The 13229-nt window shown below is 67.6% G+C and carries 13 protein-coding genes and 1 pseudogene; 8 read left to right on the forward strand and 6 right to left on the reverse strand.

The features are described 5' to 3' along the window. Positions 1 to 140: 140 nt before the first annotated feature. Both ASF53_RS08995 and ASF53_RS24850 read right to left on the reverse strand, forming a co-directional pair. Complete coding sequence (locus ASF53_RS08995; RefSeq protein ID WP_286134262.1) at positions 141 to 923, reverse strand: alpha/beta hydrolase; 783 nt, start codon at positions 921 to 923, stop codon at positions 141 to 143. A gap of 213 nt (positions 924 to 1136) precedes the next feature. Then, positions 1137 to 1315, reverse strand: a pseudogene (locus tag ASF53_RS24850) (transposase); the annotation flags it as partial. A 127-nt stretch (positions 1316 to 1442) separates the two neighbouring features. On the opposite strand from ASF53_RS24850, the gene ASF53_RS09000 reads away from it, so the two are divergent. After that, the gene (locus ASF53_RS09000) at positions 1443 to 1709 is read left to right on the forward strand and encodes a hypothetical protein (protein WP_156635456.1); all 267 of its coding nucleotides are present in this window, start codon (positions 1443 to 1445) and stop codon (positions 1707 to 1709) included. 960 nt (positions 1710 to 2669) lie between these two features. On the opposite strand, the gene ASF53_RS26980 is transcribed toward ASF53_RS09000, so the two are convergent. After that, positions 2670 to 3442 (reverse strand): IS5 family transposase gene (locus tag ASF53_RS26980; RefSeq protein ID WP_353652172.1). Its coding sequence is split into 2 segments (ribosomal slippage): positions 2670 to 3086 and positions 3089 to 3442, totalling 771 coding nucleotides; the frame shifts between segments, so codons are not numbered across the junction. Positions 3443 to 3566: 124 nt separating this feature from the next. Next, a complete protein-coding gene (locus ASF53_RS09010) occupies positions 3567 to 4205 on the reverse strand; it encodes a 2,3-bisphosphoglycerate-dependent phosphoglycerate mutase (protein WP_056197354.1) in 639 nt (212 codons plus the stop codon). A 272-nt stretch (positions 4206 to 4477) separates the two neighbouring features. On the opposite strand from ASF53_RS09010, the gene ASF53_RS09015 reads away from it, so the two are divergent. Beyond that, entirely contained in the window at positions 4478 to 4945 is a 468-nt protein-coding gene (locus tag ASF53_RS09015) for a 5' nucleotidase, NT5C type (RefSeq protein WP_056197144.1), read from the forward strand. A gap of 222 nt (positions 4946 to 5167) precedes the next feature. On the opposite strand, the gene ASF53_RS09020 is transcribed toward ASF53_RS09015, so the two are convergent. Beyond that, on the reverse strand, positions 5168 to 5353 hold the full coding sequence (locus tag ASF53_RS09020) for a hypothetical protein (RefSeq protein ID WP_056197147.1): 186 nt from the start codon (positions 5351 to 5353) through the stop codon (positions 5168 to 5170). Positions 5354 to 5850: 497 nt separating this feature from the next. On the opposite strand from ASF53_RS09020, the gene ASF53_RS26270 reads away from it, so the two are divergent. From ASF53_RS26270 to ASF53_RS09040, 5 genes are all read left to right on the forward strand, one after another. After that, the gene (locus ASF53_RS26270; RefSeq protein ID WP_200943192.1) at positions 5851 to 6021 is read left to right on the forward strand and encodes a hypothetical protein; all 171 of its coding nucleotides are present in this window, start codon (positions 5851 to 5853) and stop codon (positions 6019 to 6021) included. 458 nt (positions 6022 to 6479) lie between these two features. Beyond that, positions 6480 to 6911, forward strand: a complete 432-nt coding sequence (locus tag ASF53_RS09025) for a hypothetical protein (RefSeq protein WP_056197149.1) — start codon at positions 6480 to 6482, stop codon at positions 6909 to 6911. A 113-nt stretch (positions 6912 to 7024) separates the two neighbouring features. Then, complete coding sequence (budC, locus tag ASF53_RS09030) at positions 7025 to 7789, forward strand: meso-2,3-butanediol dehydrogenase (protein ID WP_056197151.1); 765 nt, start codon at positions 7025 to 7027, stop codon at positions 7787 to 7789. 85 nt (positions 7790 to 7874) lie between these two features. Then, entirely contained in the window at positions 7875 to 8054 is a 180-nt protein-coding gene (locus ASF53_RS09035; protein ID WP_056197152.1) for a hypothetical protein, read from the forward strand. A 57-nt stretch (positions 8055 to 8111) separates the two neighbouring features. Further along, positions 8112 to 8354, forward strand: a complete 243-nt coding sequence (locus ASF53_RS09040; protein WP_056197155.1) for a hypothetical protein — start codon at positions 8112 to 8114, stop codon at positions 8352 to 8354. Positions 8355 to 8437: 83 nt separating this feature from the next. Here ASF53_RS09040 and ASF53_RS09045 read toward each other — a convergent pair whose 3' ends face one another. Then, positions 8438 to 9328: an alpha/beta hydrolase gene (locus ASF53_RS09045; protein ID WP_056197157.1), complete on the reverse strand. Its 891-nt coding sequence runs from the start codon at positions 9326 to 9328 to the stop codon at positions 8438 to 8440. Positions 9329 to 9813: 485 nt separating this feature from the next. On the opposite strand from ASF53_RS09045, the gene ASF53_RS09050 reads away from it, so the two are divergent. Next, positions 9814 to 13149: a helicase-related protein gene (locus tag ASF53_RS09050; RefSeq protein ID WP_056197159.1), complete on the forward strand. Its 3336-nt coding sequence runs from the start codon at positions 9814 to 9816 to the stop codon at positions 13147 to 13149. Positions 13150 to 13229: the final 80 nt, after the last annotated feature.

Consider the following 13229-nt stretch of genomic DNA (forward strand, 5'->3'; position numbering starts at 1 on the left):
CTCGATCTTGAACTCACGTCCGAACTTGCGACGCTGCATGGAGCACCTCCGGCTTCATCATCACACCTAAACTGGGTGTCCGTGAAACCGGCAGCAGGCCACTCTTGGTAGAAGAGATGCCAAGCATGGATCATGTGAGGCTAGATTGCGAGATGCACGGAGACGTCCACGGCTCCCGCGGCAGCGGCCAGCCGAACCGCATCGTCGAGCAGCGTTTCAGCCGAGCCCACCTGGATCAGCATCGACGGCAGTCCTGCCAGGTCAGCGTAGATCGGTGAGACGAGCGCCACTCGCGCATTGGCACCGTTCAGGTAGAGGCCCGCAAGTTCCGCGAGGTAGGCCCGGCTGAGCAGCGGGTCGACGGCGGCCTTGGTCTCCAGGCTGGCACTGGTAAGGGCAAGATCAGTCCAGGGTGAGCTGAGCCAAAGGCAGCCCGGCAGCGGAAGCCCCGCCTCTCGCAACGACAGGACCGTCGCGAGCGCGAGACCGCCCCCAGCGCTTTCACCCGAGAGCGCGATCTGTGTCGGGGCGATGCCTGCATCGAGAAGAAAGCGATATCCGGCGAGCGCATCCTCGAGAGCGGCCGGAAACGGATGCTCGGGCGCGAGCTGGTAATCGAGCGCGAGGGTGCGCGCCCCAGCCTCGCGTCCGGCCTGCGCGACCATATGGCGGTGGCTTGTCAGTGAGCCGGAGACATAGCCGCCCCCGTGTAGGAACAGCAGGACACGGCCGCCGCTCGCCGTGGGCGTGCTCGTCCACTCGGCGGGCACGCCGTGAGCATCGACCGGTTCGACGACCACGTCCGGCGGCAGCAGGTAGCCCGCCCCGAGACCATCGATCCGCGCGCGTCGTGCCGCGAGGTCGACCGGTCTTGGATGCGCGGCGAGGCGGGCTCGGATCACGTCGATTTCGGAAGACGGCATCTCTCGCTCCCCCTCTGGCCGTATGGGAGGCATCTTCGGCGAATGCGAGATGAACCTCGCGCGCTCGCCGGAATATTTTCGTACGCAGTCGGGTCGCAGGGAATGGATTTTGGCGAACACTCTTCACATCTGGACTATAAGCGCCGAATGTAGGCAGCGCGGAGCCATTGCAAGTCCGAGCGTAGCGACGGCACCTTCAGCCGATCAGCTTTCACCGACAGGACCGTAGCGCGCCGTCAGATCCGTCGAGGATGCGCCCGTGAGCGGATCCGGCGCATGCCGTTCAGCACTTGGCGGTGATCCTCCACGAGCCGGCCTGTGCGCGGCTTTTGCGGAGGCAGCAGCGGGGCGATCTGTTCCCACTGCGCATCAGTCAGTTCAAATCGTCGCATCAAGCCCACGTGGGTCTCAACACCCATGCTGTGAACCCCTTTGCGGAGACAACCTAGGCGACAGCGGGACCCTTCGCGGTCGGCCGTCGGTTGAAGTAGCGTCGGTGTCACCGCAGGAGTGTTCGAGATGGCCCTACTCGTCCGCGAGCTTCAACGATCCGCCAAAGGCCCTGTCGACAACGATGAGGATTGGTGGTGCCTAATCTTCGACACGGACACGAAGCGCCTCTACGTCGAGCACGAATGGCAGCATACGGACGTGCGTGGGGCTGGCCACTCAGACCACGGTAAGGAGCAGCTGGAAATCCCGGAGTATCTCTTGCAGGCGGGGCAAACGACCGGGCACCGCGAGCTCTGGCGGCTCATCCGAACACTCTTTGCCGAGGTGCACTGACCTCTGCGCTTGCCGGCCTACAGACCCTGTCCCGGCATCGCTGCCGACCTGAGCCACCGCGAGATCCAAACTGCGCAGGGGGGGCTGCCGTAGGCCGCTCTTGATGGCAGGCTAGAGGCAACCGATCTTGAAGGCATGGTTCGAGGTTCGCCCGCCGCTTGGTTGGTGTCGCCGGCCACGGTGTGGGGGTGAACGGCTATCGCGATGGAGGAACTGATGGCGCGCCTGACGCAGTCGCTACGCTTGTTCTATGACCATCTGTGCTCACAGATCCGAGCATCGGCCGAGAGGCACGAAGCGGAGGCGGCACGCCTTCGAGCTGAGCTCGCCAAGCACTCCGGAGGACCGCCCGAGACCGCCCATTGAGGTCCTGTCTCTGGAGTTGCTGCAACGGTTTGTCGGCCGGGCAGGTATAGGCATCGGCCGCCGGGTCGTGGGAACGGTGTCGAGCCGGTTCTACCGCTGGCGCAAGGCCGGCGCATTCGATCGGGTGCTGCAGCGTCTGCATGCTGATTGCCCGCGCGGTAGTGCGCCGGCTGCGCATCGTGCTGTGCGATGAGGCGACCAGCGCTCTCGACAACGCGCTCTCCGAAGCACGGCCGCGGGGCGTCCCAGCCGATCCCGGTCCGCCAAGGATGCAATGGCGGATCTCGCGAGGACCCGAGGCACTGCCTTCGGGGATTGCGGGAATCTCTAGGACTTCGCGTTTGCTCAACTAAACCCAGGGCGCCCGTGCTCAAGCGGATGTGGCCCAATTGCGCCGTGCCGCGCTCGCAGCTCTTGGATCGCCAGTGCTAAGCGAGTTAAGTTTCTGATGTTCCGGGAGGCACTTAGCGCTCCGGAGAGCCGGATCCTCCACCTTCGGAGGGCAACGCTCTATCCAGCTGAGCTACGGGTGCTGACCGTGGCTCGTGAGTATCCCAACTGAGCGGCGGACGCAACGGCGCTGTGCGGGGCGCTCTAGGTAGGGGACTCATTCAGGTCCATGCCGACGACACAGGAAACGAGTGCGGCGGCGGCCAGATCGGTGCACGACAAGCGGTCATAGCGGGTCGCGACGCGCCGCCCGTTTTTGAGGCGGTCGAACAGGCGCTCGATCCGATTGCGCCGCCGATATGCGATCCGGCTGTGCTTGTAGGGGACCGTCCGGGTGGCCGTGGATGGGAGGGTGGCGATCACCTTACGGCTCTTCAGCCAATCCCTCAGGCTCTGTGCGTCGTAGGCCTTGTCGGCAATCAGGCGCTTGAGCGGCACGACGGCCTGCAGCAGAGGCAGCGCCATGCCGATGTCGGCGACGTTGCCCGGCGTCAAAGCGAACGCAACCGGTCGGCCACGACCATCGGCCAAGCAATGGATTTTGCTCGTGAACCTGCCGCGCGAGCGGCCGATGGCTTGGATCCAGGCCCCCCTTTTCCGCCGGATGCCGAGCGGTGTGCCTTCACGTGAGAAGCATCGAGCATCCACTCCTCGGGGACTGGACCTGCGGCTGCGACCTTCGCAAACAGGCGCTGCCGGATACCGCGCTGGGACCACCTGTTGTCGCGGTTGTAGATCGTGGTGTGCGGGCCGTACGCGGTGGGCGTATCCTGCCAACGGCATCCGACCTTCAGCACATGCAGGATGCCGCTGATGACCCGCCGGTCATCGACCCGAGGCTTGCCGGGTCGGCCGTGAGGCAGATGGGGCTCAATCCGCGCCCAAGCCTCATCCGAGAGCCAGAACAACCGTGCCATCGCGATCTTCCTTCACCGGAAACCCCATGCCCAGGAAGAAAACGCAAGGAACGGCAATTAGTTGTATGAGTTCCCTAGCTCGTTTCCACCTTGCGTGAGACGACCCTATGTCGGAGGTTTCCCTCTAACTCGAACAAGCGATCGCAGCTGCCCGGACGAGTGTTTGATCCTCCGTGTTGCTCCGGTAGATGAGCATCTCCGCTGTGCCAATATTAACATCTTCGATGTCTGCGGGGGCGACTTGATCGAGTCGCATGAGCAGGGATCGTAGTGAGTTTCCGTGAGCAACGACGAGCACGCACTCGCTACTTCGAACGCGAGGTGCAATGGCACGCTCGAAGAACGGCCACAGGCGCGCTGCCGTCATTGCCAAGCTCTCACCGCCGGGCGGCACCGCGTCGTAGGATTTCCGCCAGGTGCGGACCTGCTCGACGCCGAACCGGGCACGAGCCTCCGCCTTGTTCAGGCCGGCAAGCGCTCCGTAGTCTCGTTCGTTCAAGGCCGCGTCCGCATGCACGGGCAGGTCGGTTTGGCGCAGTTCCTCAAGGATCAGCGCGAGCGTGTGCTGAGCACGCTGGAGCCGGCTCGTGAACGCGTGGTCGAAGCGATATCCGAGCGTCTTCAGCCTGCGGCCGGCGGCACGCGCTTCGTTGACGCCGCGAGCGGTCAGGGCAGGATCTCGCAAGCCTGAAAACAGCTCCCGCTCATTATCCTCGCTCTGGCCGTGCCGCACGAGCACGAGAGTATGTGTGGTGCTGTCCATGTCCGTCTGCCTGCTTGGTGCCGCCATTGCGTCTCGATGCGAGGTCGCGACGGCACGCGCGGAGGTTCCCTCGGGCTCCGCCCCGTCGCTGTCCGGCTGCGACGCCTATGACGTTGGCGGTCCGGCGCTTCAAGTCTCGATCCGGGCGCTGAGCCGAGCGCAGTGTCGCGGCTTCATGTTGCCCGCGATCCGAAACCCGCGCCGCCTCGTTACCCATCTGGCCGCGCTCGCGCGACCGCTGAGACCGGACAACGAGAGGGTGGGGCGCGGGGATGCCGACGGTGTTTCTCGACTGCGACGGGGGCCTGGCCGACTTCGATGGCGGAGCGTCGCGCGTGCTCGGGATGTCGCCGGAGGATTTTCAGCGCCGGTTCGGGATGAGACAGTTCTGGAGCCGGCTGGCGGCGGAGCCCGACTTCTTCGCGGAGCTCGCACTGTTGCCGGATGCGTGGGAACTCTACGAGGCCGTCAGGTCCTGCGAACCCGTCATCCTCACCGGTCTGCCCCGCGGGAAATGGGCCGAGCCGCAGAAGCGGTGCTGGGCCGAGCGCCACTTCCCCGGCACGCCGATGATCACGACGACCGCTGCGCTGAAGCGCGAGCATTGTCGTCCGGGCGACGCGCTGGTTGACGACTGGGACACCCATCGGCACCGCTGGGAGGAGGCCGGTGGCGTCTTCATCCATCATCAGGGCGCGGCCACGTCGATCCGAGCCCTGCGCGCCCACGGCTTCCTCTGATCACCCGGGCAGAGGCACTCTCGACGAACGTTCGGGCAGCGCGAGAGGGAACAAGCCGCCGACGGCGCGTCTCCCATGCTCTCGCCGTTCGTCAGGAGCTTGCGGAGCGAGAATTTCTGATTGCCCGGTGACCGTCCGGAAGCGACCGGATCGGCGCCGGAACCTGACTGGTGCGGAAGGTCACGAGCATCCGCGCGATCGTGGCTGCAATCGCTCGGGCCGCTATCGCTCGGCGCGCAGGCTTTTGAGGAAGCGTCGCGCCACCTCCCGCACCGCCTCGTCGTCTCGATCGTCGCCATGAGCTTTGTCCCACAGGTGGTCGAGGCTACCGTCGAGTTCATCCAGAAGATCGGGATGAGTCTTGGCGACGAAGCGGATCGTGCCGAACAGGAGATGCTCGATCGCCATCTCGCGACGGCGCGCGTCGATGGCTGGGTCGGAGGCTGGGGCAGACGATGGGTCGGACATGCCTGCACAACGACGTCTCCCTCTTCTCGGTTCGCGCTCCGCACGTGCTGTAAGTGCCGCATCTCGCCCTGCACCGATTTTCGGAAAATGAGGGGAAGCGGCCTCTCGTGGCATAGGTCCGCCGAGGCGTGCGGGGGGAGCGGATCGTATCGGACCGCGTTGAATGGGTATCCCCGATACCAAGGACCACCGCGATGGACGTGAACCGATTGGACGAGACCGAAGCCGTTCTGGCTCGAACCGATCGCGCATGGCGATCCGAGATGGTCCGCCTCTACGGTCCCGACGGCGTCCTCCGGTTCGGCTACCGTTGCGAGGGGCGGGGGGAAGACGGCACACCCGTTCGGCGGACCTTCGAGGCGCGACAACACGCGATTGCGTCCTGGCGGCGGGAACGGCGTGCGCAGGCCTGAGAGCGAAGCGGGGCCGTACCGAACTTGACCAGCGCCGTCTTGAGCCTGTGGTCCGCCTACTGGGCGGCGATCTTCGCGCAGGTCGCCCACTTGCGAGCGCTTGATGATGGCGTGGGCGTCAGCGCGTTTGCCCGACTCTCGAGAAGTCTCCTGGCCGTGGGGTTCGCGTTCCTCCTGATCGCCAAGCTCGTGTGAGGGCGCGTGTCCGGCGGATGGCTGACCGAGCCGTGTCCGTCCCGTGGAGCAACGTGGAGTCCAGCGTGAACGAGGAGGTGCCATCCGGCATTCCGCCTCCGCGGCGCCAGAAGCCGGAGCGGATCACGGGCGCGCTCGGGCAGTCATCCTGTGGACGGTCGCGCCGTCGCCGACGGTGCTGCCGCGACAAATCTCGATGTCAGGATCCGCGACGAAGGACACCACGACGGATGGCGGGCGAAGCGGCCATGCCGGCGGCGACCAGTCGATGAACTTGCACGGCGAGCGCCGGGTTGGCCCCTCAAGGCGCAACCGATGGCCTGCCGGCCCGACCAAGGAATTCGCCGATGGCTGGCCCTGATATCGATGCCGATCGTCCTGGAGCAGGCAAGCGCAATCGGGCGGCCGGCGGTGTCCTGGTCCGAGGTCTGTTGGCAGGGGCGGCGGGAGTGGCGGCCATGACCATCGCCGAGAAGATCGAGCAGAGCCTGACCGGCCGGCCGAACTCGTTCGTGCCGGCCCATACCCTGCAACGGCTGCTCGGTCGCTCGCAGCCCGACCGAGACGATATTGTGATGAACTGGGCCATGCACTGGGGCCAGGGCATCGCCCTCGGCCCGCTTCGAGCCCTAATGGCCGAGCACGGCATGCGCGGTTCGGTCGCCTCGTTCCTATTCCTGAACGCACGGCTGTTCAACGATCAGGCCCTGGAGAACGTCACGGGAGCCGGAGCCCCGCCGTGGACCTGGCCCCTCGACGAGCAGCGCGTCGATCTCCTGCATAAGGCGATCGATGCCTTCGTGACCGGCTACGTGGCGGACCGGCTCGCGACGGGCGAGGGCCGAAACAGGGAGCACGGTCGCGCCTTCTACGAAGGGGGCGCCCCTTGATGGCCTTGCGACTCGAGAACGAATGCCGCCGCGCCCGGTTAGCCTCGCGAGATGGCCTCGACGCCCGTAGGGGCCGCGGCGACCGATGAGCGACGACGTGGGGAGCCCAGCGCATGACCCGGTTCAGCGGCAAGGTGGTGATCGTGACGGGATCGGGCTCCGGCATCGGGGCCGCGACGGCGCGGCGCTTCGCGCAGGACGGTGCATCGGTCGTGCTCAACGGCCGCACGCGGGAGAAGCTTGAGCGCGTCACCGCCGATCTCGAACCGGATCGCGTCCTGGTGCAGACCGGCGACGTGTCCGATCAGGGTGATGCCGAGGCTCTGATCGCCGCCGCGGTCGAGCGCTTCGGCCGTCTCGACATCCTCGTCAACAATGCCGGCGTCGTTCCGACCGGCCCGCTCCTTGAGGCATCCGTCACCGATTGGCGCAGGGTCATGGCCATCGACGTGGACGGCGTGTTTTTCTGCACGCGCGCCGCCCTGCCGCACCTGATCCGGAGCGGCGGCAACATCGTCAACGTCTCGTCCGTATCGGGGCTCGGCGGCGACTGGAACATGAGCTTCTACAACGCCGCCAAGGGGGCGGTGTCGAACTTCACGCGCTCGCTGGCCCTTGAACTCGGCGAGAGAGGCGTGCGGGTCAACGCGGTCAATCCCGGCCTGACCTTCACCGACCTGACCGAGGACATGAAGGGCGACACGGCCCTGATGAAGCGCTTCGCGGAGCGGATCCCCCTCGGCCGTGGGGCCGAACCCGATGAGGTTGCCGACGTGATCGCCTTCCTAGCGAGCGAGGATGCGCGCTACGTCACCGGCGTGAACCTGCCGGTGGATGGCGGCCTCACGGCATCGAACGGCCAGCCGAAACAGGCGTGAGACCTCGCAGGGGCGTGTCGCTCAACCCGCGCGACCGCGACGCTTGGACATGCGACGTCGGACGACCCGATGTGGAGGATAAATCATGGACCTGCAGACCACGATCAGGGACGCCATCCTGACGGAGCTTCAGCGTCAAGCGGAGGCGACGGATGCCGCACCGAAGGTCAGCCTCGCGGAAGACGGCTTTGTCGACATCCAAGGGCGGATCGATATCGACGCGTTGATTATGGTGATCACGGGCTTCCTCGCCGGAGGACCGTAAATCCGCTCCCGGTGGGGCAATCGCGACGGTCGCTATACGGATCAGGAATGGTAGACAATGAACAAGGCCTACGGTGTGCAGGTGACGGCGCGGGGACGGGACGGAGGCGAACCGAGGACCGTGCCGGTTCTCGTGGTCGCAGGCGACGAGCAGGACGCCCTTCTGATCGTCTCCGAGGCGGTCGGTGCCGACGCCGAATCCGAGGTGCTGCGCGAACTTACCGACGCGGAGATCCGGGAACACGGTCTCGATCTGGAGGAGCGCGGGGCCGCGAAGTCGCTCGCGATGCTGAACCTCTGAGATGTTTGGGCGGCTGGAACGCTCCCGGGCCGAGGGCCTCAGAGACGGCACGCAGTCGGGGGGCTTGTCGCGTCCCCGCCCGTTCAACGACCGTCGAGACGGCTCTTGATGAAGGTCCCGGCGCTCGCAAGGGAACGTCGGCCATCCGCGACATCTTGGTAGAAGAGATGCCACGCGTGGATCATGTGAGGCCAGATCTCGAGGTGCACGGCAATGTCGGTCGCGCCCGCAACCGCTGCGAGCCGCACGGAATCGTCTAGGAGCGTCTCGGCGGAGCCGACCTGAATCAGCATCGGCGGAAGCCCCGCGAGATCGGCGTTGATCGGTGAGACGAGGGCCCCCAGCGCATCGGCACCGTTCAGATAGAGGCTCGCGAGTTCGGAGAGATAGGTTCTGCCAAGCAGGGGATCGACGGCAGCCTTGGATTCCATGCTAGCCCCTGTCAGAGCAAGATCGACCCAGGGCGAGCTCAGCCAGAGGCATCCGGGCAGAGGCAAGCCCGCCTCTCGTAAGGACAGGGCCGTCGCGAGCGCAAGGCCGCCGCCCGCGCTCTCGCCCGCGAGTGCGATCCGAGCCGGCGCGATGCCCGAAGCCAGGAGAAAGCGGTAGCCGGTGAGCGCGTCGTCGAGCGCGGCCGGGAACGGGTGTTCCGGGGCGAGGCGGTAGCCGAGTGCCAGGGTGCGTGCCAGCGCTTCGCGGCCAGCCTGCGCGACCATGTGGCGGTGGCTCTTCAGGGATCCGGAGACGTAGCCGCCCCCGTGTAGGAATAGAATGACGCGTTCGCCATCGGCCGCGGGCGTGCTCGTCCACTCCGCTGGCACGCCATGAGCATCAATCGGCTCGACCCGGACATCCGGAGGCAAGGCGTAGTCGGCGGCGAGAGCGTCGACTCGAGCGCGCCGCTCGGCCAAGTCGGCAGGTCGCGGATGGGCAGCGAGGCGAACCCGGATCACGTCGATGTCGCTCGGCGCCACGTGTCGCTCCCAGCCTGATGACGGGGTGTCACTTCAACGCCAGATGGGCGACGATGACGCTTGCACCGCCACGATAGTAGACGGGCGCTGGCACGCAACGCACCCCCGCCGGATGATGGCGTCGGGGCTCATGCGGTTTAACTCGGAAGCTGTCTGTTGCTTGATGTGCGAAGGCCGCGAGATCAGCCCATTCGTCCCAAGGCTGTTCGCCAAGGGTTGGCTCCCGACAAGTGCAGCAACAAAAGGCATCGCCCTTTGGAGTAATCCAGATTTCGAGGACTTCGCATCTCATCCCGTCCGTTGGAACATGGCAGCGGTAGGGTGGGAGCGTCCGGACCTGGAGCTTGTCCAGGAGGCCGTTGTTGGCGCGGCGGTCCCCAGGGAAGTTCGGTGGAAAGCGGGGATGGTGACGCAGATCAGGAACCGCGGGCAGGTCGTGCGGTGTTCCCGGAAGCCGACCCCTGAAGTCGTTCGACGGAACAGAAATGGCACAGCCCAAGACCGCCAAGCCCCGAGACGATCAGGATGCGAACCCGGATGAGGGTGTCGCCCCGCTCGTCCCGACAGGGGCCCTGGCGGTGGCTCTGCTCGGTTTCGCGCAATCCGCGCGGCCGTTGATCCATGTGGCCCGCGACGGACGCCGCCTCGATGAAATTGCCGCGGTCCTGCGGGCGCTGGCGCCGGAGCGGACGGTGGCGGTTTATCCCGAATGGGATTGCCTGCCCTTCGACCGCGCTTCGCCCTCGCGCGGGGTCATGGGCGCGCGGACGGGCGTGCTGCGCTGGCTGACCGATGACCGGGCGCAGCCGGACATCGTCCTCACCACCGCCCCCGCGCTCCTGCAGCGGGTGCCTCCGCCGGAGACATGGGAATCGGCCCATATCGAGCTGCGCGTCGGCGAGCCGCTCGATCCGGAGCAGTTGACGGCGCAGTTGGCACGGCTCGGCTATATCCTCGACGATCGCGTCGATGAGCCCGGCGAGGTGGCGGTCCGGGGGCGGACCATCGACGTGTTTCCGGCCGCCGCGCCGCTTCCCTGCCGGGTCGAGCATGACGGCGCGCGCATCACCGCGATCCGCTCCTACGATCCGGTGTCGCAGCGCTCGCGCGTCGAAACCGAGCGGCTGGTGATCGACCCGGCCACCGAAATCGTCCTGGACCCGGATTCCGGCCACACCCTGGAACCCTTCACCGGGCAGGAGCACCGGCTTGCCCGGTTCTATCCCGCGCTCGTGACCATGCTCGATTACGTGCCCGAGGCGCGCCTCGTGGTCGAGGCCGGGGTGGAGGAGCGGGCCGCCGCGTTCTTCGAGCAGATCGCCGAGGGCCGCGAGGCGGAGGGGACGATGTCGCCGTCCGCGAGCCGGCGGGACGACCGATCGCAACAGAAGCCCGCGCCGGATCTCTATCTCGCGCCGGACGAATGGGCGGAACTGGTCGAGGCACGCAGCCTTGCCGCCGCCACGAGCGCCGAGGCGGAGCGGATCGCAGGGCCGGTCTTCACCCGCGAGCGCCGCCCCGAGGCCGCCTTTGCCAAGGCTCTGCGCGCTGCGCTGAAAGCGGGCGAGCGCGTCGTGCTCGCCGGCCCCAAGGCGCCGCTGCGCCGCCTCGTGCGGGCGGCCGCCGCGGCCGACGGGCGAACCGTCCGCCTGATCGATACCTGGGCCGAGGTCGAGACGGCGGAGCCCGGCGCGATGCTGGCGATCGAGATGCCGGTCGAAGCGGGGTTTCGCGTTCCGGGGGCCGGTGCGACGGTGATCGCCGCGGCCGATCTGTTCGGTCCGCTGGCGGCGGGCGCGGGGCGGCGGGCCGCCGTGCTGCCGATCGGCGAGGTCGAGCTGCGGGTCGGCGATGTCGCGATCGATCGCGATCACGGCCTGTGCCTCTTCGAAGGGCTGGAGGCGATCCGCGCCGGCGAGGCGGATGAGGAGGACGCGCTGCGCCTGCGTTTTGCCGATGACGCCATCCTCATGGTGCCGGTGAGCCAGGCCGACCGGATCTGGCGCTACGGCTCGGAGGCCGAAGCCGTGACCCTCGACCGGCTCGACGGCGGCACCTGGGCCCGGCGGCGGCTGGAGGCGGAGGCGACGCTCGCCAAGGCGGCGCGGGCGATGCTGAAGGCCGCCCAGGAGCGCCGGGCGGCCCACGCCCCGCAGATCGTGCCGCCGGAGCGGGAGATGGAGCGGTTCGCCGCCGGCTTCGGCTATCCGCTCACCAGCGATCAGGCCGGGGCGGTGGAAGAGACGCTGGCCGATCTCGCCCGCGCGATGCCGATGGACAGGCTCGTCTGCGGCGATGTCGGCTTCGGCAAGACCGAGGTGGCCCTGCGCGCCGCCGCGGCGGCGATCTTTGCCGGACGGCAGGTCGCCGTCATGGCGCCGACCACGGTGCTGGTGCGCCAGCATGTCGAGACGTTCCGGCGCCGGTTTGCCCGGTTCGGCATCGAGGTGGCGCATCTTTCGCGCCTCGTGTCCCCCGCCGAGGCGAAGCGGGTGAAGCAGGGCTTGGCTGACGGCAGCGTCCGCCTCGTCGTCGGCACCCAGGCGCTCGCCGGGCGCGGCGTGTCGTTCCACGATCTCGGGCTGGCCATCATCGACGAGGAGCAGCGCTTCGGGGCCAAGACCAAGGCGAGCCTGCGCAAGGCGGCGGGCGACGCCCACATCCTCACCTTGAGCGCGACGCCGATCCCGCGCACGCTTCAGGCGGCGATGGTCGGCCTGCAAAGCCTCAGCGTGATCGCCACGCCCCCGGCGGTGCGCCAGCCGATCCGAACGGTGATCGCCCCCTTCGAGGAGACGACGCTGGCGACGGCTCTTCGGCGCGAGCATCGCCGCGGCGGGCAGAGCTTCGTGGTCTGCCCGCGCATCGAGGACATCGCGCCGATGGCCAAGCGCCTGCGTGCCCTCGTGCCGGGCCTCGACGTGGTGACGGCGCATGGCGAGATGAAGCCCGCCGCGATGGATGACGCGATGGTGCGCTTTGCCGACGGCGAGGGCGACGTGCTGCTCGCCACCAGCATCATCGAGAGCGGGCTCGACGTGCCGCGGGCCAACACCATGCTGGTCTGGGATGCGGAGCGGTTCGGCCTCGCCCAACTGCACCAGTTGCGCGGCCGCGTCGGGCGCGGGCAGCGGCGCGGGGTGGTGTACCTGTTCGGCCATCCCGACAAGCCGCTCAGCCCGGCGACGGAGAAGCGGCTGCGCACGCTGGAGGCCCTCGACCGGCTCGGAGCGGGCTTTGCCATCTCCGCCCGCGACCTCGACCTGCGCGGGGCGGGCGACCTCGTCGGCGACGACCAATCCGGCCACGTCAAGCTCGTGGGGCTCGGCCTCTACCAGCACCTGCTGCAACTGGCGCTGCGCGCGGCCAAGGGCGAGGCGGCCGAGGATTGGAGCCCGGAGGTGCGGATCGGCCTGAACGGCCGTGTGCCCGCTGACTACATCCCTGAACCCGAAATCCGCCTGAGCCTCTACACGCGCCTCCTGCGCCTGCGCGCCGAGGCCGAAATCGACGCGCTGCGCGACGAGATCGAGGACCGCTTCGGGCCTCTGCCGGAAGCGGTGGATGCGCTGTTCACCCTGGCGCGCCTGCGGATCGGATGCCTCGCCCTCGGCATCGTCCGCCTCAGCGGCGGTCCGCAGGGGATCGCGGCCGATTTCCATCCGGACAGGCAGGCACCGGTGATCCCGGTCTCCGACGAGATCACGGTTCGGGACAAGCGTATCGTCATCCGCGGGGGCTGCGACGACGCGGTCGAGCGCGGCGCACGCGCCGCCGTTTTCCTGCGCCGTCTCCAGGAAGCCCGCGACCGGCGCGGCTGATCGCTGATCGCAGGAACGGAAGCCCTCCCGGTTGCGGGAACCGGGAGGGCACGAGGCCGGAAAAGGCCGAGTCTTCGGGT

Origin of the sequence: Methylobacterium sp. Leaf123 (assembly GCF_001423405.1) — a bacterium.
In the GTDB taxonomy this organism is placed as follows: Bacteria; Pseudomonadota; Alphaproteobacteria; order Rhizobiales; family Beijerinckiaceae; genus Methylobacterium.